Annotated in this window: 22 protein-coding genes; 3 read left to right on the top strand and 19 right to left on the bottom strand. The window is 67.7% G+C overall.

Annotation, left to right across the window (positions count from 1 at the left end; all coding sequences use genetic code 11):
* Positions 1 to 49: 49 nt before the first annotated feature.
* The 19 genes from K344_RS0117090 to K344_RS22250 all read right to left on the bottom strand — a co-directional run bounded on the left by K344_RS0117090 (position 50) and on the right by K344_RS22250 (position 20,324).
* Positions 50 to 556, bottom strand: a complete 507-nt coding sequence (locus tag K344_RS0117090) for a Dps family protein (RefSeq protein ID WP_028081694.1) — start codon at positions 554 to 556, stop codon at positions 50 to 52.
* 103 nt (positions 557 to 659) lie between these two features.
* Positions 660 to 1,610 carry an SDR family oxidoreductase gene (locus K344_RS0117085; protein ID WP_028081693.1) on the bottom strand — a complete coding sequence of 317 codons (951 nt, stop codon included), beginning with the start codon at positions 1,608 to 1,610 and terminating at the stop codon, positions 660 to 662.
* Between the two features lie 8 nt (positions 1,611 to 1,618).
* Positions 1,619 to 2,470, bottom strand: a complete 852-nt coding sequence (locus tag K344_RS0117080; protein WP_084197566.1) for a lysophospholipid acyltransferase family protein — start codon at positions 2,468 to 2,470, stop codon at positions 1,619 to 1,621.
* A gap of 176 nt (positions 2,471 to 2,646) precedes the next feature.
* The gene (gene nuoN, locus K344_RS0117075; protein ID WP_028081691.1) at positions 2,647 to 4,113 is read right to left on the bottom strand and encodes an NADH-quinone oxidoreductase subunit NuoN; all 1,467 of its coding nucleotides are present in this window, start codon (positions 4,111 to 4,113) and stop codon (positions 2,647 to 2,649) included.
* Positions 4,110 to 5,642: an NADH-quinone oxidoreductase subunit M gene (gene nuoM, locus K344_RS0117070; RefSeq protein ID WP_028081690.1), complete on the bottom strand. Its 1,533-nt coding sequence runs from the start codon at positions 5,640 to 5,642 to the stop codon at positions 4,110 to 4,112. The genes nuoN and nuoM overlap by 4 nt, the downstream gene beginning before the upstream one ends.
* Positions 5,639 to 7,483, bottom strand: coding sequence for an NADH-quinone oxidoreductase subunit L (gene nuoL / locus K344_RS0117065; RefSeq protein ID WP_028081689.1), 1,845 nt, complete (start codon positions 7,481 to 7,483; stop codon positions 5,639 to 5,641). The genes nuoM and nuoL overlap by 4 nt, the downstream gene beginning before the upstream one ends.
* Positions 7,484 to 7,487: 4 nt before the next feature.
* Entirely contained in the window at positions 7,488 to 7,796 is a 309-nt protein-coding gene (nuoK, locus tag K344_RS0117060) for an NADH-quinone oxidoreductase subunit NuoK (protein WP_157623087.1), read from the bottom strand.
* Positions 7,797 to 7,822: 26 nt separating this feature from the next.
* Positions 7,823 to 8,326, bottom strand: a complete 504-nt coding sequence (gene nuoJ, locus K344_RS0117055; RefSeq protein ID WP_028081687.1) for an NADH-quinone oxidoreductase subunit J — start codon at positions 8,324 to 8,326, stop codon at positions 7,823 to 7,825.
* Positions 8,323 to 8,811, bottom strand: a complete 489-nt coding sequence (gene nuoI, locus K344_RS0117050) for an NADH-quinone oxidoreductase subunit NuoI (protein WP_301331300.1) — start codon at positions 8,809 to 8,811, stop codon at positions 8,323 to 8,325. Before nuoI ends, nuoJ begins: the two co-directional genes overlap by 4 nt.
* A gap of 103 nt (positions 8,812 to 8,914) precedes the next feature.
* Positions 8,915 to 9,928: an NADH-quinone oxidoreductase subunit NuoH gene (nuoH, locus tag K344_RS0117045; RefSeq protein ID WP_051362345.1), complete on the bottom strand. Its 1,014-nt coding sequence runs from the start codon at positions 9,926 to 9,928 to the stop codon at positions 8,915 to 8,917.
* Positions 9,929 to 9,933: 5 nt separating this feature from the next.
* Positions 9,934 to 12,621, bottom strand: a complete 2,688-nt coding sequence (gene nuoG, locus K344_RS0117040; protein WP_028081684.1) for an NADH-quinone oxidoreductase subunit NuoG — start codon at positions 12,619 to 12,621, stop codon at positions 9,934 to 9,936.
* Positions 12,622 to 12,627: 6 nt separating this feature from the next.
* The gene (nuoF, locus tag K344_RS22255) at positions 12,628 to 13,989 is read right to left on the bottom strand and encodes an NADH-quinone oxidoreductase subunit NuoF (RefSeq protein WP_043114828.1); all 1,362 of its coding nucleotides are present in this window, start codon (positions 13,987 to 13,989) and stop codon (positions 12,628 to 12,630) included.
* Positions 13,989 to 14,531: an NADH-quinone oxidoreductase subunit NuoE gene (nuoE, locus tag K344_RS0117030; protein ID WP_043114826.1), complete on the bottom strand. Its 543-nt coding sequence runs from the start codon at positions 14,529 to 14,531 to the stop codon at positions 13,989 to 13,991. The genes nuoF and nuoE overlap by 1 nt, the downstream gene beginning before the upstream one ends.
* A 3-nt stretch (positions 14,532 to 14,534) precedes the next feature.
* Positions 14,535 to 16,331 (bottom strand): NADH-quinone oxidoreductase subunit C/D, encoded by a 1,797-nt coding sequence (gene nuoC, locus K344_RS0117025; RefSeq protein ID WP_028081682.1) that lies wholly within the window; start codon positions 16,329 to 16,331, stop codon positions 14,535 to 14,537.
* A 5-nt stretch (positions 16,332 to 16,336) separates the two neighbouring features.
* Positions 16,337 to 17,005 (bottom strand): NuoB/complex I 20 kDa subunit family protein, encoded by a 669-nt coding sequence (locus K344_RS0117020; protein ID WP_028081681.1) that lies wholly within the window; start codon positions 17,003 to 17,005, stop codon positions 16,337 to 16,339.
* Between the two features lie 31 nt (positions 17,006 to 17,036).
* Positions 17,037 to 17,477 (bottom strand): NADH-quinone oxidoreductase subunit A, encoded by a 441-nt coding sequence (gene ndhC / locus K344_RS0117015; protein ID WP_028081680.1) that lies wholly within the window; start codon positions 17,475 to 17,477, stop codon positions 17,037 to 17,039.
* Between the two features lie 225 nt (positions 17,478 to 17,702).
* A complete protein-coding gene (locus tag K344_RS0117010) occupies positions 17,703 to 18,764 on the bottom strand; it encodes a succinylglutamate desuccinylase/aspartoacylase family protein (protein ID WP_028081679.1) in 1,062 nt (353 codons plus the stop codon).
* A 187-nt stretch (positions 18,765 to 18,951) separates the two neighbouring features.
* Positions 18,952 to 19,857 (bottom strand): 30S ribosomal protein S6--L-glutamate ligase, encoded by a 906-nt coding sequence (rimK, locus tag K344_RS0117005; RefSeq protein ID WP_028081678.1) that lies wholly within the window; start codon positions 19,855 to 19,857, stop codon positions 18,952 to 18,954.
* On the bottom strand, positions 19,854 to 20,324 hold the full coding sequence (locus tag K344_RS22250) for an ATP-dependent zinc protease family protein (protein WP_245586257.1): 471 nt from the start codon (positions 20,322 to 20,324) through the stop codon (positions 19,854 to 19,856). Before K344_RS22250 ends, rimK begins: the two co-directional genes overlap by 4 nt.
* 116 nt (positions 20,325 to 20,440) lie before the next feature.
* On the opposite strand from K344_RS22250, the gene K344_RS0116995 reads away from it, so the two are divergent.
* From K344_RS0116995 to mnmG, 3 genes are all read left to right on the top strand, one after another.
* On the top strand, positions 20,441 to 20,749 hold the full coding sequence (locus K344_RS0116995) for an Mpo1-like protein (protein WP_028081677.1): 309 nt from the start codon (positions 20,441 to 20,443) through the stop codon (positions 20,747 to 20,749).
* 21 nt (positions 20,750 to 20,770) lie between these two features.
* A complete protein-coding gene (locus tag K344_RS0116990) occupies positions 20,771 to 21,175 on the top strand; it encodes a hypothetical protein (protein ID WP_051362344.1) in 405 nt (134 codons plus the stop codon).
* A gap of 292 nt (positions 21,176 to 21,467) precedes the next feature.
* Positions 21,468 to 23,357: a tRNA uridine-5-carboxymethylaminomethyl(34) synthesis enzyme MnmG gene (mnmG, locus tag K344_RS0116985; protein WP_211234570.1), complete on the top strand. Its 1,890-nt coding sequence runs from the start codon at positions 21,468 to 21,470 to the stop codon at positions 23,355 to 23,357.
* The last annotated feature ends 34 nt before the right edge of the window (positions 23,358 to 23,391 follow it).

Raw genomic sequence — 23,391 nt, 5'->3', positions numbered from 1 at the left:
GGCGAGCACGGAGATCGCGAGATCGGCCCGCGCAGCAGGCCGGTGCGCGCTACTCGAGAAGGGCGCGCAGCATCCAGGCGGTCTTTTCGTGCAGCTGCATGCGCTGCGTCAGCAGATCGCAGCTCGGCTCGTCGCCGGCCTGCTCGGCGACCGGGAACACGCTGCGCGCGGTCTTCGCGCAGGACTCGTGGCCCTTGACCAGCAGGCGCACCATTTCCATCGCCTCCGGCACGCCGTCGGTCTCGTCGATCGACGACAGCGCCGCGTACTGCCTGTAAGTGCCCGGTGCCGGGAAGCCCAGCGCGCGGATGCGCTCGGCAACGAGATCGACGGCCAGCGCCGATTCGTTGTAGTGCGTCTCGAACATCAGGTGCAGAGTGTTGAACATCGGCCCGGTGACGTTCCAGTGAAAGTTGTGCGTCTTCAGGTACAGCGTGTACTCGTCGGCGAGCAGGCGCGACAGACCGTCGGCGATCGCCTTGCGCTGGTTCTTGTCGATGCCGATGTCGATCTTCGGCGCCTTGTCGTCGCCATCCTTCTTCTTGGTCTTGCTCATTGCCTGCTCTCCAGTCTGGGACCCGGCCTCGCAGTCTAGTGCCGCCGCGCCGGTTCGAAAAATGAATTCTTGCAAGCCCGCCGATCGTCCACGCCTATCTCCCTCAGGCCGACAGCAGCTTGTGCTTGCGGTAGTAGCTGAAGATATCGTTGAGATTGCGCTTCGGCTTCCAGCCGAAGGTGCGCTGGAACAGGCGGCCGTCGATGATCACCGGGTACTTGAAATAGTTCACCAGGTACGGCGGGAAGAAGTCGTTCCAGTTGAGCAGCCTGCTGATCAGCTTCGGCAGCAGCGGCGGCACCGAGGGCACCGACAGCTTGCGGCAGCCGCACTGTTCGACGGCGACCTGGTAGGTCACGTAATCATCCGGCGCGACGTTGTAGATGCCCGGCCGGTTCTGCTCGAAGGCAACGACCATGGCGTCGGCCATGTCGTCGACGTGCAGGAACTGCATCAGCGGCGAAAACCCGAGCAGCACCGGCACCAGCGGCCGCGACAGCAGCATCGACATGGTGTTGCGCACACCGGGGCCGAGCACGTTGCAGGGACGCAGGATGGTGATGTTCAGCTCGGGCGCCTTCCACAGGTAGATCTGCGCGAGGTTCTCCAGCTCGACCGAATCGACCAGATCCTGCGTGACCTCGCTCGCCTTCAGCGGCGCGTCTTCATCGAGCAGCGCCGGGTTGTAGGCGGAGGCGCCGTAGACGAAGTAGGTCGAGTGCACGATGACCTGGCCGACGCCGTACTTGCGGCACAGCTCGAACAGTCGCTTGCTGCCGAGCACGTTGGCGTTGTAGCGCCGCGTGCGGTCGCCCTCGTGCGTGAAGATGCGGCCGATGTGCAGCACGGCGTCGATCCGGTGGCGGCGGAACACGTCTTCGAAGCCGCGCTTGTGGATTTCGACCTTGTACGAGGGAATGTCGGCGTCGGTCTCGACCTTGCGGCGGAAATCGACGGCGATCACCTGGTAACGGTCGTGCAGCCGCGCGATGACACGCTTGGCCAGCGAGCCGGCGGCGCCGGTGACGAGCACGGTTTTCTTCCTGTCGTTCATGGCCGCATTCAGAACACGCTCGTGCGCTCGTTGAGGCCACGGTCGATCAGCGCGCGGATCTTGTCCTTGACCAGTTCGACGCGCGCCGTCACTTCTTCCTCGCTGACCGCACTCTTGTCGAAGCAGATCGCTTCGCCGAAGTTGAGATACACGCGCGCCGGCAGGGGCAGCAGCGGCGCGAGCGGCACGTAGGGCAGGCCCAGCAGGCGCGCCAGCGGCGCGATGTTGGCGAGCGCCGGCATGGTTTCCTCGCAACCGACCACGCCGACCGGCACGATCGGCGCCCCGGTCTGCATCGCCAGATGCATGAAGCCGTTGCCGAAGCGCTGCAGCTGATAGCGCTTGCGATAGGGCTTGCCCGATCCACGGATGCCTTCGGGAAAGACGATGATCGCCTCGTCCTGTTCGAGCATCTTGATGCAGTTGAGCGGATCGCCGATCACTGCGCCCATGCCGGTGAGGATGCTGCCGAGCCAGGGCACGGTCGGGAAAAAGCGCTCGGTCATCGCGCGCGGCGCGCGCGGGCCATGCGGGTTCATGGCCAATGCGCCGCCGATCAGCATGCCGTCCATCGGCAGCTGCCCGGAATGATTGGCGACGACCAGCACGCGGCCCTGCGCCGGGATGTTGTCGAGCCCGTGCGCGGTGACGCGGAAGTACTTTTCGTAGAGCAGCTTGATGACGCCGAGGCCGAGCTTGGCGGCATTCTCGCTGTAGCCCCAGGCGTCGTAGCCGAAGCTGCCGACCGGCTTGGGCATGCGTGCGATCAGTTGCTCGACCTCCGGCGTCACCACGCGCCGGTACCACTCTTCGCGCGAGGCCAGCCGCGCCAGCTGCTTGAATCTTTCGTACACCTGCATGCGCGTGCCGGGCCGGGCCCGGTTCCCCTTGGGTCTGTTCTTGCCGTTACGGCTCGTTGCCCGAGCACGTTATGCGAAAAGACGGGCCGAGGCCAGCCGCAAAGGCGGTGGATGTGCGCCGGCCAACAAAAGGCCGCGCCCTCGCGGGCACGGCCTCTGGCGCCACGTCCCTCGTCTCAGCCCGGCGCCAGCGCCGACAGCTGCAGGAGATGGATGAAGGGTTGCGGGAAAACACCGAGCGCCAGCATCAGCACCATGGCCAGCAGCACCATGATGCCGCCGGCGCGCTGCGCCCAGTCGAGCGAGGCGGCGAAGCGGTGCTTCGATGGATCGAGCAGGAACAGCGAGATCAGCAGGCGCAGGTAGTAGTACAGGCCGATCGCGCTGCCGACCACGACGGCGCCGAGCAGCCACCATTGATGGCCGTCGAGACCGGCGGCGATGATGTAGAACTTGCCGATGAAGCCGGCCGTCAGCGGGATGCCGGCCAGCGACAGCAGCATGGCCGTGAGGATCGAGGCCAGGTACGGCCGGCGCCAGAACAGGCCGCGGTAGTCGTAGATCACGTCGGCATCGCGCTCGTCGCCGGCGCTCGAGGTCAGGGTGACGACGCCGAAGGCGCCGATCGAGGTGACGACGTAGGTCATCAGGTACGCGCCGACCGCTTCGACCGCCAGCGGGCCGCCGGCGACGAGGCCGACCATGCAGTAGCCGAAGTGGGCGATCGACGAGTACGCCAGCATGCGCTTGACGTTGTTCTGCCGCACCGCGAGCAGGTTGCCGACGAAGATCGACGCGAAGGCCAGCCAGCCGAGCACGCTGACCAGCGAGGTCTGGTAGTAGCCGCCGGCCTCGACGAAGTAGCGCGTCAGCACCGCGAACACCGCGACCTTCGACACCGTCGCCAGATAGGCGGCGACCGGCGCCGGCGCACCCTCGTAGACGTCCGGCGTCCACAGATGGAACGGCACCAGCGAGAGCTTGAAGGCGAGGCCGATCAGCAGCAGCGCGCCGCCGATCAGCGCCACCGGGCTGCCGGGCATGGCGCCGACGCCTGCGAAGTACGGACCGATGTCGGCGAAGGCGAGGCTGCCGGCCTGCGAATAGATCAGCGCGATGCCGAACAGCAGGAAGGCCGAGGCCACCGCCGACAGCACGAGGTACTTCAGGCCGCCTTCGAGCGGACGCCGGCTCTTCACCGGGTAGGCGATCATCGCGTACAGCGGCACGCTGAGCAGTTCCAGGCCGATGAACAGCGAGGCGAAATGCTGCGCGCAGGCCAGCGTCAGGCCGCCGAGCGCCGACAGCGTCAGCAGCAGGTACATCTCCTCCCTCTCGCCGCGAAAGCGCTCGAGGTAGGCGTGCGAGAGCGTCGCCGTCGCCAGCGTCGTGACCAGGATCAGGGCCATGTAGAACAGCGCGTAGCCGTCGATGACGAACAGCGGCGTGACGATGGTGTCCGGGTGATCGCTCCAGATCAGCCAGATGCAGGACAGCAGGGCGACGTTGAGGCCGACCACGGCGGTCGTCGCATTGCCCCAGTGGCGGCGGTTGAAGGCGATCGCCAGCATCACGGCGACGATCGTCGCCGAGAGCAGCAGGATCGGCGCCAGCGCGGCCAGGTGTTCGGACGTGAACGTCACGGCGTCACCCCCGTCAGGGCCTGGGCGGCGCTATAGATGCTGTGGACCTGGTGCATCGAGGCGGCGGACGTGTCGAGTACGGTTTGCGGGTGGAGGCCGAGGGCCAGCAGCAGTGCCATCAGCACGGCCATCATGCCGAGTTCACGCTTGCCGAGATCCTTCAGCGGCGGCGCCCCTTCTGCGGGCGCGCCGTGGAAGGCGCGCTGCACGAGGATCAGCGAGTAGACGGCGCCGAGGATCAGGCCGGTCGAGGCGATCGCCGTGATCAGCATGTTCACTTTCCAGCTGCCGAGCAGGATCAGGAACTCGCCGACGAAGTTGCCGAGGCCCGGCAGGCCGAGCGCGGCGACCGAGAAGAACAGTGCGATCGGCGGCAGATAAGGGAAGCGCGCCCACAGGCCGCCCATCTTGCTCAGCTCGCGCGTGTGCAGACGTTCGTAGATTTCGCCGCAGAGGATGAACAGCGCCCCGGCGGAAAGGCCGTGCGCGAGCATCTGCACGACGACGCCCTGCAGCGCCTGCGGCGTGCCCGAGTAGATGCCGATCAGCACGAAGCCCATGTGGCTGACCGACGAATATGCGACCAGACGCTTGATGTCGTTCTGCGCGAAGCAGAGGAAAGCCCCGTAGAGAATGCCGAGCACGCCGAACCACATCGCGACCGGCGCGAAGGCGGCCGAGGCGTTCGGGAAGATCGGCAGCGCGAAACGCAGCATGCCGTAGGCCGCCGTCTTCAGCAGGATGCCGGCGAGATCGACCGAACCGGCGGTCGGCGCCTGCGAGTGCGCGTCCGGCAGCCAGGAGTGCAGCGGCACCATCGGCGTCTTGACCGCGAAGGCGATGAAGAAGCCGAGCATGAGGATCATCTCGACGTTCGGCGCCATCTCGGTCTTCAAGAGGTCCATGTAGTCGAAGGTGATGATGCCGGTGTTCTGGTAATGCACGATGACCAGGCCGAGGATCGCCAGCAGCATGACCAGGCCGGACGCCTGCGTGAAGATGAAGAACTTGGTCGCCGCGTAGATGCGTCCCTTGCCGCCCGGCGCGTTGTGTCCCCACAGCGCGATCAGGAAGTACATCGGCACCAGCATCATTTCCCAGAGGAAGAAGAACAGGAACAGATCGAGCGTGAGGAACACGCCGACGACGCCGCCCAGGTTCCACAGCAGGTTCAGATGGAAGAAGCCGACGTTGCGGTCGATCTCGCGCCAGGAACAGGCCACCGCCATCACGCCGAGCAGATTGGTCAGCACGACCAGCATCAGCGACAGGCCGTCCATCGCCAGATGCAGCGAGATGCCGAAGCGCGGAATCCACGGCACCTGGTATTCGATGGTCCAGCGCGGCACGCCGCCGACCGCTTCCAGCGACCAGTCGCCGACCATCCACAGCCAGACCGAGATGCCGAGCGCGAGCAGCATCGTCGCCAGCGCGATCCAGCGCGGGAAGCCGCGGCCGACCGTGCGCTCGCCCTGCCAGGCCAGCAGGCCGCCGATGAAGGGGATGAGGATGAGCCAGAGCAGAATCATAGGAGGATCACCGCAGCGATCACGACAACCGCGCCAGCGGCGGTCGCGCCGGCATACCAGCGCAGCTGGCCGGTCTGCGTACGCGTCAGGCGCGCATTGAGGGCCAGCACCAGCCGCGGAATCTGACCGATCGCCTGGTCGGCGATGTCGTGACGGTTGGCGTGGACGATGAACAGGTACGGCCGCACGAACAGCTTGTCGTAGAGCCAGTCGAAACCGAAGGCGGCATTCCACCAGCGGAACAGCAGCGTGCCGATCGCCGAGTTGCGGATCGCCGCCGAGGCGGCGCGGTTCTTCAGGAAGAAGTACCAGGCCAGGAAGATGCCGAGGAAGGACACGCCGACCGACGCGATCGCCAGCGTGTGCTTCATCGGTTCGAGTTCTTCGGGGATCGCCGCCTGCGGCAGCACCGCGTCGAGCGGGATGTGGATCAGGCCGCCGAGCAGCGCCGCGACGGCGAGCACCGCGAGCGGCAGCGTGTGGTCGACGCCGTGCGGTTTGTGGACGTCGTGACCGTGCGCCTCGCCGAAGAAGGCGATGAAGATCAGGCGGAAGGTGTACAGCGCGGTCATGAAGGCGCCGGCGAGGCCCATCCAGAAGAACGGCTTGTGGCCGTAGGCCCAGGCCTGGAACAGGATCTCGTCCTTCGAGAAGAAGCCGGACGTCAGCGGGAAGGCGACGAGGCCGAGCGAGCCGATCAGGAACACCCAGAAGGTGAACGGAATCCGCGTGCGCAGGCCGCCCATCTTGAAGATGTTCTGCTCGTGATGGCAGGCGAGGATCACCGAGCCGGCCGAGAGGAACAGCAGCGCCTTGAAGAAGGCGTGCGTCATCAGGTGGAACACCGCCGGCTGATACGCACCGGCGCCGAGCGCCAGGAACATGTAGCCGATCTGCGACATCGTCGAGTACGCCAGCACCTTCTTGATGTCGCTCTGCGTCAGGGCGATGAAGCCGGCCATCAGCAGCGTCACGCCGCCAACCCAGCCGACCAGTTCGAGCACGCAGGGCGCCAGCTCGAAGATCGTGTGCGTGCGGGCGATCAGATAGACGCCGGCGGTGACCATGGTCGCCGCGTGGATCAGCGCCGAAACCGGCGTCGGGCCGGCCATGGCGTCCGGCAACCAGGTCTGCAGCGGCAGCTGCGCCGACTTGCCGACCGCGCCGCCGAGCAGCAGCAGTGCCGCCGCCGTCACCATCGGGCTGCCTTCCGCCCACTTCTGCGGCGCCAGCGTCAGCAGTTGCTGGATGTCTAGCGTGCCGAGTTCATGGAAGAGGATGAACAGGCCGATCGCCATGAAGGTGTCGCCGACGCGCGTGACGACGAAGGCCTTGCGCGCCGCGGCGCCGTTGGCCGGGTCCTGGTACCAGAAGCCGATCAGCAGGTACGACGCCAGGCCGACGCCTTCCCAGCCGAAGTACAGGAACAACAGGTTGTCGCCGAGGACGAGGAACAGCATCGCCGCGACGAACAGGTTCATGTAGGCGAAGAAGCGCGGGTACGAATCGTCGCCGCGCATGTACCAAGAGGCGAACAGGTGGATGAAGAAACCGACGCCCGTGATGACGCTCATCATCAGCATCGACAGCTGGTCGAGGCGCAGCGCGAAGTTCGGCGCGAAGCCGTCGACGCTCATCCAGGTCCACAGCAGCTGCGTGTACGACGCGCCCGCCGGCAGCTGGTAGAACTGCAGGCCGATGAACGCCGTGAGCAGCGCCGACAGGCCGATGGAGCCGACGCCGACGACCGCCGCGGCGTTCTCCGAAAAATGCCGGCGGCCGATCGCCAGCGTGACGAAGCCGAGCAGCGGGAAGAGAAAGACGAGGAACAGGAGATGCATCGTCTCAGCCCCTCATCTCGGACGCGCTGTCCACGTCCAGCGTGTGGAAGCGTCGGTACAGCTGCATGAGGATCGCCAGGCCGACCGAAGCCTCGGCGGCGGCCAGCGACAGCACGAGGATGAACATGACCTGGCCGTCGGCCTGCTGCCAGCGGCTGCCGGCGGTGACGAAGGCGAGCGCCGCCGAGTTCATCATGACCTCGAGCGACATCAGCATAAACAGGATGTTCCGGCGCACCATCACGCCGGCGAGTCCGAGGCAGAACAGGACGGCGGAAACCGCCAGCCCCTGCTCCATCGGGATGCCCACCAATGCGGTCGTTTCCATAGTCGTTCTTGTTAGTCGTGCTTGCCGAGATGGTAGGCGGCGACCAGCGCCGCCAGCAGCAGCATCGAAGCCAGCTCCACGGCGAGCAGGTAGGGACCGAACAGCACGATGCCGACCTGCTTGGCGTCGACTTCGGCGAGCGCCGCCGGATGACCGCCGCCGCCGGCCAGCACCGTCAGCAGGCCGGCGAGCAGCAGGCCGGCGAGCGCGGCCGGCGCCAGCCAGCTGCGCGGCTTGAGCCACGCCCGTTCCTGCTCGGTGGTCGCCTTGCCGAGGTTCAGCATCATCACCACGAACACGAACAGCACCATGATGGCGCCGGCGTAGACGATGACTTCGAGCACGCCGGCGAACGGCGCGCCGAGCATGAAGAACATGCCGGCCACCGCGAGCAGCGACACCACCAGGTTCAGCAGCGCGTGCACCGGATTCTTGCCGGTGATCACGAACAGCGTCGAGACCACCGCGATCAGCGCGGCGAAGTAGAAAAACAGATTGGCGGCGGAGAGCGTCATGGCAGCAGGCTCTTCACGTTCACCGGCGCCGCTTCGTTCGCCGCCGCGCCCTTCGGCTTGCCGGCGATCGCCATGCCGGCGACGCGGTAGAAGTTGTAGTCCGGATACTTGCCGGTGCCGCTGATCAAGAGGTCTTCCTTTTCGTAGACCAGGCTCTGACGCTTGTACTCGGCGAGCTCGAAGTCCGGCGTCAGCTGGATCGCCGTCGTCGGACAGGCTTCCTCGCAGAGGCCGCAGAAGATGCAGCGCGAGAAGTTGATGCGGAACCACTCCGGATACCAGCGGCCGTCCTCCTTCTCCGCTTTCTGCAGCGAGATGCAGCCGACCGGGCAGGCTACCGCGCAGAGGTTGCAGGCGACGCAGCGCTCCTCGCCGTCCGGATCGCGCGTCAGCACGATGCGCCCGCGGTAGCGCGGCGGCAGGTAGGGCTTCACTTCCGGATACGGAATGACGTCGCGCTTGCGGAACGCGTGCGAGAAGATCATCACGATGCTGCGCAGCTGGGTATAGATGCCCCAGAGAATGCCCTTCAGCAGCGCAAACACCGAGGTATCGGCACCCGTGTCGTTGGCATTGTGATCGGCCATTTCAGCTTCCTTGCGCGAGCACGACGGCGGCCGTGCCGAGCAGATTGATCAGGGACAGCGGCAGGCAGACCTTCCAGCCGGCGGCCATCATCTGGTCGTAGCGCGGACGCGGCAGCGACGCGCGCAAGAGGATGAAGCCGGACATGAAGAACAGGCACTTGAGCGCAAACCACGGAAACGCCAGCCAGGGATGGCTCGCGACGCCCGGTCCGCTCCAGCCGCCGAAGAACAGCACGACGGTGATGGCCGACACCAGCACGATGCCGACGTACTCGCCGACGAAGAACATGCCGAACTTCATGCCCGAATATTCGGTGTGGAAGCCGGCCGCCAGTTCCGATTCGGCTTCCGGCAGATCGAACGGCGTGCGGTGCACGACTGCGACCGCGGCGACCACGAAGGTACAGAAGCCGAAGAACTGCGGAATGATATTCCAGTAGCCATCGATCTGGTGCTGGACGATGTCGCGCAGATTGAAACTGCCGGCGAGCATGACGATGCCCATCAGCGCGATGCCCATGAACACCTCGTACGACACCGTCTGCGCGGTCACGCGCAGGCCGCCGAGCAGGGCGTACTTGCTGTTGCTCGACCAGCCGCCGAGCATCACCGCGTACACCTCGAGGCCGGCCAGCGCGAGGAACAGCAGCAGGCCGATGTTGAGATCGGCGACGCCCCAGCCGGGCACCACCGGCACGACGGCGAACATCATCAGCATCAGGCCCATGGCCAGCGCCGGCGCGAAGATGAAGGTGAACTTGTCGACGAACGGCGGAATCCAGTCTTCCTTGAAGAAGATCTTGATCATGTCGGCGACGACCTGGCCGAGACCGAACGGACCGATGCGGTTCGGGCCGTAGCGGTCCTGCCAGAGGCCGAGCAGGCGGCGCTCGAGCCAGATCATCCATGCCGCGACCAGCACCGTCGCCAGCAGGATGACGACGGCCTTCACGCAGGCGATCAGCGCCGCGCTGAACTGCGGGTGCGCGGCGAACCAGTTGGCAATCGCGTCCATGCGCCTCAGCCCCCGCTCACGGTGGCGAGCGCGCCATGGACGAAGAACGGCACGCCGGCGAAGCCCGCCGGTAGGCCGATCGTGCCGGCCGGCAGCGTGTCGCTGATGTAGGTGGGCAGCCTGAGCTGCGCACCGTCGATGGCGAGCGTCGCGTGGCCGTTGACGCCGCTCTTCACGGCATCGGCGCGGCTGATCGCGACGAAGGCCGGCGACGCGCGCTTGACGATCGGCTCGGCGCGCGACGACAGCTCGTCGCCGCCGAAGTGCAGATGCAGTGCCAGCACGCGGTAGGCATCGCCGCGCGGCGCGAACGCCGCCGGCACCTCGCCGAAGTACGGCTTGCCGGCGCCCGCCGCGAACAGCTGCTTGCCCGGATCGCCGCCGCGCAGGCTGCCGCCGATCTCCTGCTGGAACTTGTTCCAGGCCGACGGGCTGTTCCAGCCGGGCGACCAGGCATACGGCGTCAGCTCCGGCGGCCGGTCGAGACTGCCGGTGCCGTTGTAGCCTTCCATCGAGAAGCTCAGCGCCGTGTCCGGATCCTGCGGCTGGCGCGGCTCGTGCACGCTCTGGTTGGCGCGCATCGCCGTGCGCCCCGAGTAGCGGTGCGGCTCGCGCGCGACCTTGAGGCCGTCGATGCGGAACGCCGCGCCGGGCGCGGCGGCGACGATGCCGGCCAGCGCCGGCAGCGCCTGCGCGCACGCGGCGGTGACGTCGTCGAGGATCTTCCATGCCGACCGCGCTTCGAGATCGGCGAGCCAGCGCCAGGACTCGGTGAGGCCGATCTTGTTGTCGTAGTACGTCGGATCGAAGACCTGGAAGAAGCGCTGCGCGCGGCCTTCGTAGTTGACCAGCGTGCCGTCGCCTTCGAACACCGTCGCCGCCGGCAGCACGACCTGCGCGCGCGCGGCGGTCGGCGTCGCCTGGTGATCGATGACGATCAGGTGCTTCAGGCGGGCCAGCGCGGCCTCGACGCGGGCCTGCGGCGCGCGGCGGTAGAGATCGTTCTCGAGCACGACCAGCGTGTCGACCGCGCCGCTCTCGATCTGCGTCAGCGCCGCCTCGAGCGAGGCGCCGCCGAGCAGCGCGGTGCCGAAGCTGTTCGCTTCCGGCAAGGACAGCGCGAGGCCGGTCGCGTCGTTCTTCGCCTTCAAGGCCCAGGCGACATTGGCCGCCGCCTGCAGCACGGCCGGCGAGCCAGCGCCAGTGCCGGACACCACCAGCGGACGCTTCGCCGAGGCGAGCGCCGTGGCGATGGTCTGCGCGAGTTCGGCGGTCGCGGCATCGAGGCCGCTGACGGCCGGCGCGCTGGCGTCGATCGCATGGGCGATCGCGTAGCCGAGACGCGCGAGATCTTCCGGCGCCGCGCGGTGCGTGGCGCGGGCGATGTCGTCGAGCCGCGTCGTGTCGACGCTGGCGATGAACACCGGATAACTGTCGCGCTGCAGGAGATCGGCGAGCGCGATGGTCTGCCACTCGGCGAGCTTCTTCTCGGCGGCGAGCGCCTTGCCCTTGCCGCGCGCGGCCTGGCGGATCGCCAGCGCGAAGCGCGGCGCGGTCGCCGTCGGGTCCTCGCCGAGCACCAGTACGGCATCGGCACCTTCGATCTCGCTGATCGTCGATGCGCGCACCGGGCCGTCGCGGACGATGGCCAACGCGAGCTGCACGAGCGCGGCGTCGCCGAGCGCGTGGCCGTCATGGAAGGCCTCGGCACCGACGAGGCCGCGCAGCGCGTAATTGGCTTCGAGCGAGGCGCGCGGCGAGCCGATGCCGAGCACCTTCTTGCCTTTCAGCGCCGCGGTCGCGGCGGCGATCGCCGTTTCGCGCGTCACCACTTCGCCGGCGACCAGCGGCTGGCGCGGACGATCCTTGCGGTTGGTATAGCCGTAACCGAAGCGGCCGCGATCGCAGAGGAAGTAGCCGTTGAGTTCGCCGTGATAGCGGTTCTCGACACGGCGGATCTCGCCGTAGCGCTCGCCCGGCGAGAGGTTGCAGCCGACCGCGCAGCTCTCGCAGATGCTCGGCGCGTACTGCATGTCCCACTTGCGGTTGTAGCGCTCGCTGTGGGTCTTGTCGGTGAATACGCCGGTCGGGCAGACCTCGGTGAGGTTGCCGGAGAACTCGGATTCGAGCGTGCCGTCTTCCGGTCGGCCGAAGTAGACGTTGGCGGCCGCGCCGTAGACGCCGAGATCGGTGCCGCCGGCATAGTCCTTGTAGTAGCGCACGCAGCGGTAGCAGGAGATGCAGCGGTTCATCTCGTGACCGATGAACGGGCCGAGATCCTGATTGAGGTGCGTGCGCTTGTCGAAACGGTAGGAGCGGCTGTGGTGGCCGGTCATCACCGTCATGTCCTGCAGATGGCAGTGGCCGCCTTCCTCGCAGACCGGGCAGTCGTGCGGATGGTTGGTCATCAGGAACTCGACGATGGCCTCGCGGAACTGCTTGGCCTCCTCGTCGTCGATCGAGATGAACGTGCCGTTCGAGGCCGGCGTCATGCACGACATGACGATGCGGCCCTGCTTGTCGTTCTCGTCGCGGAACGCCTTCACCGCGCACTGGCGACAGGCGCCGACGCTGCCGAGCGCCGGATGCCAGCAGAAATACGGAATGTCGAGGCCGAGGTTGAGGCAGGCTTCCAATAGATTCTCGGCGCCGTTGACCTCGTACTGCTTGCCGTCTACGTGGATCGTGGCCATGGGAGCTTATGCGACCTTGGCGCTGCTCGCGCCGGTGGCGGCCAGCGCATCGGCGCCGGCGGCTGCGGCCGGGGTCTTGGCGACGCCGGCTTCGAACTCGGAACGGAAGAACTTCAGCGCCGACTGCAGCGGCTCCATCGCGCCCGGTGCATGCGCGCAGAAGGTCTTGCCCGGACCGAGCAACTTGGTGAGCTTTTCGAGCTGGACGATGTCCTCGGCGCTGCCGCGGCCTTCTTCGAGTGCCTTGAGCATCTTCACGCTCCACGGCAGGCCGTCGCGGCACGGCGTGCACCAGCCGCAGGATTCGCGCGCGAAGAATTCTTCGAGATTGCGCACCGCCGCGACCATGTTGTGCGTCTGGTCGAGCGCGAGGATCAGGCCGGTGCCCATGCGCGAACCGGCCTTGGCGATGGTGTCGAAATCCATCGCCAGGTCGAGATGCTCGGGCATCAGGAAGTCGGTCGAGGCGCCGCCCGGCAGCCAGCACTTCAGCGTGTAGCCCTCGCGCATGCCGCCGGCATGCTCTTCGAGAATCTCGCGCGCCGTGGTGCCGATCGGCAGCTCATAGATGCCGCCGCGCTTGACGCGGCCGCTGGCGCCGTAGAGCTTGGTGCCGCCGTCCTTGGACTTGCCCTGCGACAGGCCGCGGAACCACTCGGCGCCGTACTCGACGATCGGCGCGATATTGCACAGCGACTCGACATTGTTGACGACGGTCGGCCGGCCCCAGGCGCCGGCGATCTGCGGGAACGGCGGCTTGGCGCGCGGGTTGGCGCGGCGGCCTTCGAGCGAGTTGATCAGCGCGGTTTCTTCACCGCAGATGTAGCGGCCGGCGCCGGTGTGGACGACGAGCGTGAAGTCCCAGCCCGAACCGAGGATGCCCTTACCATCGGTGGGGCCGAGCAGGCCGGCGGCGCGCGCTTCGGCGAGCGCCGCGTTGAGGCGCGCCGCCGCCTTCACGTATTCGCCGCGCAGGAAGATGTAGCCGGCTGTGGCCTGGATCGCGTAGCCGGCGACCAGCATGCCTTCGATCAGCTGGTGCGGCGCGTCCTCCATCAGGAGGCGGTCCTTGAAGGTGTTCGGCTCCATCTCGTCGGCATTGCAGACGAGATACTTGGCGCCGGCGTCCGGGCCCATCGGCACCAGGCCCCACTTCACGCCGGTCGGAAAGCCCGCGCCGCCGCGGCCGCGCAGGTTCGAATCCTTGACCCGCGACTGCACGTCGGCCGGCGACAGTTCCTTGAGCGCGCGGCGCAGGGCGCGATAGCCGCCGGTCGCCTCGTACGACGCGAGGTCGACCGGCAGTCCGGCGGTGATGCGCGCCGTCAGCGGACGGACGAGCAGGTCTTTTTCGATCGCAGCGCTCATTACGGGTACGCCTCCAGCAGCCCGACGACGTTCTGCGGCGTCAGGTCGGTGTGCAGGTCGTCGTCGATCATCAGCGCCGGACCCTTGTCGCAGGCGCCGATGCAGCAGATCGGCAGCAGCGTGAAGCGGCCGTCGGCGGTGGTCTGGCCGTAGCCGATGCCGAGCGTCCGTTCCAGCGTCGCCTTGATTTCGTCGTAGCCGACCAGGAAGCAGGTGATGCTGTCGCAGACCTTGATGACGTGGCGGCCGACCGGCTGGCGGTAGATCAGCGAATAGAACGTGGCGACGCCTTCGAGTTCGGCGGCGCCGATGCCGATCATCCGCGCGATCGGTTCGAGCGCGCCGTCCGGCACCCAGCCGCGATGCTTCTGCACGATCTTCAACGCCTCGATGCTGGCGGCGCGGCCGTCCGGGAAGTGCGTCAGCTCATGCTCGATCTCGTGCTTTTCCGCGTCGGACAGCACGAACGGCTCCGGCTTAGCGGCCGGCCTGCCGACCAGGTCGGCGAGTTTGATCACATTGTCTTGGGATGTGGCGCTCATGACTTAACGATCCACGTCGGCCATCACGAAGTCGATCGATGCGATGTACGCGATCAGATCGGGAATCATGCTGCCGCGGATGACGCTCGGAATCTGCTGCAGATGCGCGAAGCTCGGCGTGCGGATGCGCGTGCGATAGCTCATCGTGCTGCCGTCCGAGGTCAGGTAATAGCTGTTGAGGCCCTTGGTCGCCTCGATCATCGTGCACGCCTCGCCGGCCGGGATCACCGGCCCCCACGACACCTGCAGGAAGTGCGTGATCAGCGTTTCGATGTCGGCCAGCGTGCGGTCCTTCGGCGGCGGCGTCGTCAGCGGATGGTCGGCCTTGTACGGGCCCGACGGCATGTTCTTGAGGCACTGCTCGATGATGCGCACCGACTGGCGCATCTCCTCGACGCGCACGATCAGGCGGTCGTAGGCATCGCCGCGCGAGCCGGTCGGCACCTCGAAATCGAAGTGCTCGTAGCCGCAGTACGGCCGCGTCTTGCGCAGGTCGTAGCCGAGGCCGGTCGCACGCAGGCCGCCGCCGGTCGTGCCCCATTCAAGCGCCTGCGCGGTGTTGTACTGCGCGACGCCGCGCGTACGGGCGACGACGATGCCGTTCTCCAGCGCCGCCTTCTGGTACTCGTCGAGCCGCTTCGGCAGATGCTCGACGAACTCGCGGACCAGGCGGTCCCAGCCCTGCGGCAGGTCATGGGCGAGGCCGCCGATGCGGTACCAGGCCGGATGCATGCGAAAGCCGGTGACGGCCTCGATGACGTCGTAGGCCTTCTGGCGGTCGACGAAGGCGTAGAACACCGGCGACATCGCGCCGACGTCCTGCAGGAAGGTGCCGTAGAACAGCAGGTGCGAGGTGATGCGGAAGAACTCCGACATCATGATGCGCACGGTCTGCGCACGCGGCGGCACCTTGATGCCCGCGAGCTTCTCGACGGTCATCACGTACGGCAGGTTGTTCATCACGCCGCCGAGATAATCGATGCGGTCGGTGTACGGGATGTACGAGTGCCAGCTCTGGCGCTCGCCCATCTTCTCGGCGCCACGATGGTGGTAGCCGATGTCGGGCACGCAATCGACGATCTCCTCGCCGTCGAGCTGCAGCACGATGCGGAAGGCGCCGTGCGCCGAAGGATGGTTCGGGCCGAGGTTGAGGAACATGAAGTCCTCGTTGTCGGTGCCCTTCTTCATGCCCCATTCTTCGGGCTTGAACAGCAGCGCTTCCTGATCGAGATCCTGGCGCATCTGGTCGAGCACGAACGGGTCGAACTCGGTCGCGCGCGCCGGGTGCTCCTTGCGCAGCGGATGGCCGACCCAGCGCGGCGGCAGCAGGATGCGGCGCAGATTCGGATGGCCGTCGAAGACGATGCCGAACAGATCCCAGACTTCGCGCTCGTACCAGTTGGCATTGGCGTAGACGCCCGTCACCGTCGGCAGGTGCGGGAACTCGCCGCGCAGCGCGACTTTCAGGCGCAGGTCCGGCGTCGCGCCGCGCGCCATGTCGCGCTCCACCGACAGCAGCTGGTAGACGACCGTGAAATCGGCCGGCGGCAGGCCCTGGCGGTGCTTGCGCAGGCGCTCGTCGACCGCGGTCAGGTCGTACAGCATCTTGTACGGCTTGGCGATGCCGCCCTTCAGGTAACGCAGGATCTCGACGATGCGCTCGGCGCCGACCCACAGCGTCGGCATGCCGTCCCGGGTCTGCTGCGTCGTGAACGTGCCTTCGCCGAAGCGCGCGTAGAGATCGCGGATGACCTCGCTGTCGAGGCCGGCCGGCGTGGGGTGCGGAACGTCGTCTGCCATCGGCTTCAGACCTGGTCCGGCGTGCGCAGCGTCGTCTGCGCGCTGCGTTCGGGGCGCAGTGTCTCGCGGCGCGACGGGAATTCGGCCTTGTAGACGCCCTGGTCGCCGACCACCCAGGACAGCGGGCGGCGCTCCTTGCCGATCGCGTCCTGCAGCAGGTTCAGCGCCTGCAGGAAGGCCTCGGGCCGCGGCGGGCAGCCGGGGATGTAGACGTCGACCGGCAGGAACTTGTCGACGCCCTGCACGACCGAATAGATGTCGTACATGCCGCCCGAGTTGGCGCAGGCGCCCATGCTGATGACCCACTTCGGCTCGAGCATCTGCTCGTAGAGGCGCTGCACGACCGGCGCCATCTTCATGAAGCAGGTGCCGGCGACGACCATGAGATCGGCCTGGCGCGGCGAGGCGCGGATGACTTCGGCGCCGAAGCGCGCCAGATCGTGCGTCGGCGTGAAGGCGGTCGCCATCTCCACGTAGCAGCACGACAGGCCGAAGTTGTACGGCCAGATCGAGTTCTTGCGGCCCCAGTTGACGACACCGTGCAGCGCGCTTTCCAGCGTGCCGAGGAAGACGTTCTTGTGGACCTGTTCCTCGAGCGGATCGCGCACCTTTTCGCGCTGCTCCATCGGATAGCGCGGCGCGTTCGGGTCAATGCGCGTGAGTGTGTATTCCATGGCTGGCTCTGCTGGCTGGCGGCGCGAGGTTTCAGCGCCCCGACGATGGTGCCGATCGCTCGGCCTGGCGTTCCCGCATCAGTTTCGCGCGGGAGGCGGGCGCCCATTCGAGCGCGCCGATCTTCCACAAATAGACGAGGCTGGCGGCGAGGATGAAGATGAAAATGACGGCCTCGACGAAGCCGGCCCAGCCGGCTTCCTTGACGGAAACCGCCCAGGCGTAAAGGAACAGGGCTTCGACGTCGAAGATCACGAAGAACATCGCGACCAGATAGAACTTGGCCGACAGGCGGATGCTGGTCGTGCCCTGGCCGACCACGCCGGACTCGAAGGGCTCGTTCTTGGCGCGGCCCCAGTCGCGGCCGCCGAGCACCCACGACAGCCCGAGCATCAGCGCAACCAGGCCACACACGGCGATGACGTAGACGATCAGGGACCAGGTGTTTGCCGACCACGCGCTGATGGGAGCCATCGCTAGCCTCTCGAGTACCGTCCGGACCCGGCACGGGGCCACATTGCCGCCGCGCTCGGTAAAGTGGCGGGATTGTATATGACTAGGCGCGCAATTCCGACCGTTCGCGTGTCGAAATCAAGGGCTTGAGCGGTCACCGGCGCCACGTCGTACAACGATTCTGCACGTCCGGCGGGAAATGCCGTGAATCGATTTGAGGGAAACCCCGCCCGCGGCCGGGAGCGCTCACACCAGGCGCGGCTGATTGCGCCGTCCGCGCTTGAGCACGCGGCGCGCGCTGCGGATGTTGCGCGCGACGCCGGCCGCCGTTTCCGGCGCATCGAAGCGCGCCAGATGGAAGAGCGCCTCGCCCTCGTAGGTCAGCGGCAGCGCGGCGCGGCCGATGACCACGCCGTGCGCATTGGCCAGCACCGGCACCTCGCTGCTGCCGATCGGATCGCCGACGACGCCGAGCACCTGGCCCTTGTGCACCTCCTCGCCGAGCGCCACCTGGGCGCGCAGCACGCCGCTGGCCGGCGCGCGGATCCAGCTGCTGGCGCGCGCGATCACCGGCTCCGGCAGGCGTTCGCGGCGCGGCGCGCTGGGCAGCATGTCGAGCGCCGCCATCACGTTCAGCAGGCCGCGCACGCCGGTGCGGATCGCCAGCTCGTCGAAGCGCAGCGCCTCGCCGGCCTCGTACAGCAGCACCGGAATGCCGTGCGCGGTCGTGTACTGGCGCAGCGTGCCGGGCGTGGTCGGCGAGTTCAGCACCAGCGGCACGCCGAAGGCCTTGGCCAGCCGCACCGTCTCCGGATTGTCGAGGTCGCCGCGGATATGCGGCAGGTTCGGGCGATGGATGGCGCCAGTATGCAGGTCGACGCCGTACTGCGCGCGGCCGACGATCTCCCTGAGGAACAGATGCGCGAGCCGAGCCGCCAGCGAGCCTTTCTCGCTGCCGGGAAAGCTGCGGTTGAGGTCGCGACGGTCCGGCAGATAGCGCGACTGGTGCACGAAGGCCAGGGTGTTGACGACCGGCACCGCCAGCACGGTGCCGCGCAGGCGCTTCAGCGCGCGCTGCAGCAGGAGGCGGCGGATGATCTCGACGCCGTTGATCTCGTCGCCGTGCAGCGCGGCGCTGACGAACAGCGTCGGCCCCGGTTCGCGGCCGCGCAGCACGCGCACCGGCAGCGACACCGGCGTGCTGGTGTAGAGGCGCGCGACCGGCAGCTCGACGACGCGCGCCTCGCCAGGTGCGACGCGCTGGCCGCCAATCTCGAAGCCGTCATCCGTCGCCTTGCGTCGCGCCATGCATCGCCTCCCTGCATGAGCGGCGTCGCCACCATCCCTGGCGCGACCCCATCTCCCAATTTCGCCCCTGCCCGGCGTTTGTCCGAACTCGACGTGACATTGAGTCACGTCTCGCCATAGCCAAACGCTCCCTGGCCGGGGTTCGCGCCTGCGCGAAGTGCCGCTGGCACTTCGCAAGCGCAGCCGCTCACCCGCGCCCTTTTGTCTTGGTCCGCCCCGGCCTGGCGTTGGCCTCGACGAAACCGATGATCGCGCCCGCGATGTCGATGCCGGACGCGGCCTCGATGCCCTCGAGCCCGGGCGAGGAATTGACCTCCATCACCATCGGCCCCGACTTCGAGCGCAGCAGATCGACGCCGGCGACGTTGAGGCCCATGATGCGCGCCGCGCGCAGTGCCGTGCGCCGCTCGGCGGGCGTGATCTCCATCGGCGTGGCGCTGCCGCCGCGATGCAGGTTGGAGCGGAACTCGCCCTCGCAGGCCGTGCGCTGCATCGCCGCGACCACCTCGCCGCCGACCACGAAGCAGCGGATGTCGCTGCCCCTGGCCTCGCCGACGAACTCCTGCACGAGGAAGTAGGCGTCGAGACCGCGGAAGGCCTCGATCACCGACGACGCCGCGTTGGCCGTCTCGGCGAGCACCACGCCCTGGCCCTGCGTGCCCTCGATCAGCTTGATCACCATCGGCGCGCCGCCGACCAGCTGCATGACGCCCTCGGTGTCGTCCGGCGCGTGCGCGAAGCCGGTGCGCGGCAGGCCGACGCCCTTGCGCGCCAGCAGCTGCAGCGCGCGCAGCTTGTCGCGGGCGCGCGTGATCGCCACCGATTCGTTGAGCGTGTAGACGCCCTGCATCTCGAACTGGCGCACGACGGCCGTGCCGTAGAAGGTGACCGAGGCGCCGATGCGCGGGATCACCGCGTCGAAGCCTTCGAGCTTCCGGCCGCGATACCAGATTTCCGGCTGGTGCGGCTGGATCTTCATGTAGCAGCGCAGCACGTCGATGACCTGCACCTTGTGGCCGCGCGCCTCGGCCGCCTCGATCAGGCGCCGCGTCGAATACAGATGCCGGTTACGCGAGAGAATGCCGATCTTCATGCCTGTCCTTTGCCGGCCGTGCCCCGTGCCGACCTGCGGCCCTGCACGAAGCTGGCCGCCGGGTCGATCGCGAAACGCCCGGCCAGCGCCGTGCGGCCGAGCAGCATGCGGAAGCGCATGCCGTCGCGGCGCGCCGACAGCGACAGCTCGGCATCCCAGCGCTGACCGCCCAGTTCGATGCCGGTGCGGATGAAGGGCCGCAACTCGCGATGACCGCCCGAATCCGTCACCCAGCGGCGGTCGACCATGGCGGCCTCGCACCACTGCACGCGCTCGCTGTTTTGCAGCGGGCGCAGCGAAAAGCGCACGCGCTCGCCGGCCAGGGTCTCCAGCGTCGCCACGTGCAGCGCCGACGAGCGCGCGCCGCTGTCGACCTTGGCCTTGATCCGCGCGATGCCGAGATCGGGCAGCGCCAGCCACTCGCGCCAACCGAGCATCGGCAGGGTTTCGCCTTCGCGTCGCTTCACCACCGCTCCCTGTCGTCGTCGTCCGACAAGCATAGCGGCGAAGCCATGACTGCGCGGCGTCACCCGGGCCGCCTATACTCGCCGACATCGAACCGGGCTGTCGCAAGGGGTGGACCATGGCCGACACGCAATACAAGACGTTCTCCGATTTCTACGCCTTCTATCTGACCGAGCACTCCAACCAGACGGCGCGTCGCCTGCACTTCGTGGGCTCCAGCCTGGCCCTGGCCTGCCTGCTGTTCGCGCTGTTCAAGATGCTGTGGTGGTATCTGCCGCTGGCGCTGGTGCTCGGCTATGGCTTCGCCTGGGTCGGTCATTTCTTCTACGAGAAGAACCGCCCGGCGACGTTCCGCCATCCGTTCTACTCCTTCGTCGGCGACTGGCGCATGTGGTGGGAGATGCTGAGCGGCAAGCTGGCGTTCTGAGCCACCGGAAGTCGGGCCCTCATGCCGCGCGACGGCGCGAGCCTGCTGGCCGGACTGGCCGACGGTTCGCTGCCGGCCTCGGCGTTCGGTCATGCCGAACACGTCCGCGCCGCCTGGCAATGCCTGCGCGACACGGCGGATGCCGGCGAAGGCCAGACGCGCTTCTGCACGCTCCTGCGGGCTTACGTGACGCACGCCGGCGCCGAGGCCAGGTATCACGAGACGATGACGGTCGCCCTGCTGCGCCTGATCGACCTGCGTCGGCGGGCGCTGCCGCAGGCCGACTGGCCGGCCTTCGCCGCCGCGCATCCGGAGCTGTTCGCCGATGCGCGCGCCCTGCTCGGCGCGCACTACAGTCCGGCGCAGCTGGACAGCGGCATGGCGCGCAGCCGCTTCGTCGAGCCGGACCGCCTGCCGCTGCCCTGAGCATCCGGGCCCGGCCTGGGCAAAATTTAACCGCGCGCGGAGATTGGCGTAGAATCCGCGCCCCTTCGCGGACTTCACCCGCGCGTCCTTACTATATGCCGGACCTTCAGCATTTCGACGTCATCGTCATCGGCGGCGGCCATGCCGGGCGAGCCGGGGCTGTCGTGGACTGCCTTGCATGGCAGTCCACGCCGGCGAGCGCCCGCGCCAAGGACGGCGTGGGCCGGGTTTCGCTGCGAGGCCGGGATGGCCGAGCTGACGAAACCTCGGTGCCGGCACCCTGAACATGGCTATGCGCAACGAACTTCAGCATTTCGACGTCATCGTCATCGGCGGCGGCCACGCCGGCACCGAAGCCGCGCTCGCGCCGGCGCGCATGGGCTGCCGCACGCTGCTGGTCACGCAATCGATCGAGACGCTCGGCCAGATGTCCTGCAATCCGGCAATCGGCGGCATCGGCAAGGGCCACCTGGTCAAGGAAATCGACGCGCTCGGCGGCCTGATGGCGCGCGCCGCCGACCGCGCCGGCATCCAGTTCCGCATCCTCAACGCGAGCAAGGGCCCGGCGGTGCGCGCGACGCGCGCGCAGGCCGACCGCATGCTCTACAAGTGGGCGGTGCGCGAGGCGCTGGAGAACCAGCCGAACCTGACGCTGTTCCAGCAGGAAGTCGAAGACCTCATCGTCGAAGGCGGCGCGGTGCGCGGCGTGGTCACGCGGCTGGGCCTGAAGTTCTACGCACCGGCCGTGGTGCTGACGACCGGCACTTTCCTCGGCGGGCGCATCCACGTCGGCCTCGAGAACTACCAGGGCGGCCGCGCCGGCGATCCGCCGAGCAACCCGCTCGCCACCCGCCTGCGCGAACTGCACCCGCGCGTCGGCCGCCTGAAGACCGGCACGCCGCCGCGCCTCGACGGCCGCACCATCAACTGGGATGTGCTGACGCCGCAGCCGGGCGACGAACCGACGCCGGTGTTCTCCTTCCTCGGCTCGCGCAGTGAGCATCCGCGCCAGCTGCCCTGCCATCTCACGCACACCAATGCGCAGACGCACGAGATCATCCGCAGCGGCTTCGACCGCTCGCCGATGTTCACCGGCGTCATCGAAGGCGTCGGCCCGCGCTATTGCCCGAGCGTCGAGGACAAGGTCAATCGCTTCAAGGACAAGGACAGCCACCAGATCTTCCTCGAACCGGAAGGCCTGAACACGCGCGAGATCTACCCGAACGGCATCAGCACCTCGCTGCCCTACGACGTGCAGGAGCGCTTCGTGCGCACGATCCGCGGCCTCGAACAGGCGCGCATCACGCGGCCCGGCTACGCGATCGAGTACGACTACTTCGATCCGCGCGACCTCAGGCGCACGCTCGAGACCAAGGTCATCGCCGGCCTGTACTTCGCCGGACAGATCAACGGCACGACGGGCTACGAGGAAGCCGCCGCGCAAGGCCTGCTCGCCGGCCTCAATGCCGCGCTGCAGGTGCAGGGCCGCGCGCCGTGGACGCCGCAGCGGCACGAGGCCTACATCGGCGTGCTGGTCGACGACCTCATCACGCGCGGCACCAACGAGCCCTACCGCATGTTCACCTCGCGCGCCGAGCATCGCCTGCTGCTGCGCGAGGACAACGCCGACCTGCGCCTGACGCCGCTCGGCCGCGAACTGGGTCTGGTCGACGATGCGCGCTGGGACGCGTTCGCACGCAAGCGCGAGGCGATCGACGCCGAGCGTGGCCGTCTGCAGACACTGTGGCTGAAGCCCGCGCAGCTCGCGCAGGCGGCGCTGGTCGAACGCTTCGGCCCGGCACCGAGCGACAGCGGCTTCTCGGGCCTCGATCTCCTGCGCCGCCCCGAAGGCGACTATGCCTTCCTGCAGGCGCAGCAGCTGGCGCCGGCCGACATCGATCCGCGGGTCGCCGAGCAGGTCGAGATCCAGGCCAAGTACGCCGGCTACATCGAGCGCCAGCAGCTGGAGATCGAACGCATACGCCGCTACGAGGACGCGCCGCTGCCGGCGGATTTCGACTACGGCGCTGTCTCCGGCCTGTCGAACGAGGTGCGCAGCAAGCTGGCCCAGCACCGGCCGGAGACCGTCGCGCAGGCCGGCCGCATCTCCGGGGTGACGCCGGCCGCGGTGTCGCTGCTGCTCGTGCACCTGAAGAAAGCCGGGCAACTGCGACGCGCTTAACGAATCCGGCAGCGCGTTCAGATTGAGTTCAGCG

This window comes from Solimonas soli DSM 21787 (assembly GCF_000474945.1).
Taxonomy (GTDB): domain Bacteria; phylum Pseudomonadota; class Gammaproteobacteria; order Nevskiales; family Nevskiaceae; genus Solimonas; species Solimonas soli.
This window is presented reverse-complemented; position numbering and strand designations above follow the sequence as displayed.

Bases quoted from the DNA above. Each gene is read 5' to 3' on its own strand.
- nuoG (WP_028081684.1), bottom strand. From the start codon at position 12,621: ATGGCCACGATCCACGTAGACGGCAAGCAGTACGAGGTCAACGGCGCC.
- K344_RS0117080 (WP_084197566.1), bottom strand. From the start codon at position 2,470: ATGCAGGTGTACGAAAGATTCAAGCAGCTGGCGCGGCTGGCCTCGCGC.
- K344_RS0117010 (WP_028081679.1), bottom strand. From the start codon at position 18,764: ATGGCGCGACGCAAGGCGACGGATGACGGCTTCGAGATTGGCGGCCAG.
- nuoF (WP_043114828.1), bottom strand. From the start codon at position 13,989: ATGAGCGCTGCGATCGAAAAAGACCTGCTCGTCCGTCCGCTGACGGCG.
- K344_RS0116990 (WP_051362344.1), top strand. From the start codon at position 20,771: ATGCCGCGCGACGGCGCGAGCCTGCTGGCCGGACTGGCCGACGGTTCG.
- rimK (WP_028081678.1), bottom strand. From the start codon at position 19,857: ATGAAGATCGGCATTCTCTCGCGTAACCGGCATCTGTATTCGACGCGG.
- K344_RS0117020 (WP_028081681.1), bottom strand. From the start codon at position 17,005: ATGGAATACACACTCACGCGCATTGACCCGAACGCGCCGCGCTATCCG.
- K344_RS0117085 (WP_028081693.1), bottom strand. From the start codon at position 1,610: ATGAACGACAGGAAGAAAACCGTGCTCGTCACCGGCGCCGCCGGCTCG.
- nuoL (WP_028081689.1), bottom strand. From the start codon at position 7,483: ATGCATCTCCTGTTCCTCGTCTTTCTCTTCCCGCTGCTCGGCTTCGTC.
- ndhC (WP_028081680.1), bottom strand. From the start codon at position 17,477: ATGGCTCCCATCAGCGCGTGGTCGGCAAACACCTGGTCCCTGATCGTC.
- K344_RS0117090 (WP_028081694.1), bottom strand. From the start codon at position 556: ATGAGCAAGACCAAGAAGAAGGATGGCGACGACAAGGCGCCGAAGATC.
- K344_RS0116995 (WP_028081677.1), top strand. From the start codon at position 20,441: ATGGCCGACACGCAATACAAGACGTTCTCCGATTTCTACGCCTTCTAT.
- nuoE (WP_043114826.1), bottom strand. From the start codon at position 14,531: ATGAGCGCCACATCCCAAGACAATGTGATCAAACTCGCCGACCTGGTC.
- mnmG (WP_211234570.1), top strand. From the start codon at position 21,468: ATGCGCAACGAACTTCAGCATTTCGACGTCATCGTCATCGGCGGCGGC.
- nuoC (WP_028081682.1), bottom strand. From the start codon at position 16,331: ATGGCAGACGACGTTCCGCACCCCACGCCGGCCGGCCTCGACAGCGAG.
- nuoJ (WP_028081687.1), bottom strand. From the start codon at position 8,326: ATGACGCTCTCCGCCGCCAATCTGTTTTTCTACTTCGCCGCGCTGATC.
- nuoH (WP_051362345.1), bottom strand. From the start codon at position 9,928: ATGGACGCGATTGCCAACTGGTTCGCCGCGCACCCGCAGTTCAGCGCG.
- nuoI (WP_301331300.1), bottom strand. From the start codon at position 8,811: ATGATCTTCTCGCACGCGTTCCGCAAGCGCGACGTCATTCCGTATCCG.
- nuoM (WP_028081690.1), bottom strand. From the start codon at position 5,642: ATGATTCTGCTCTGGCTCATCCTCATCCCCTTCATCGGCGGCCTGCTG.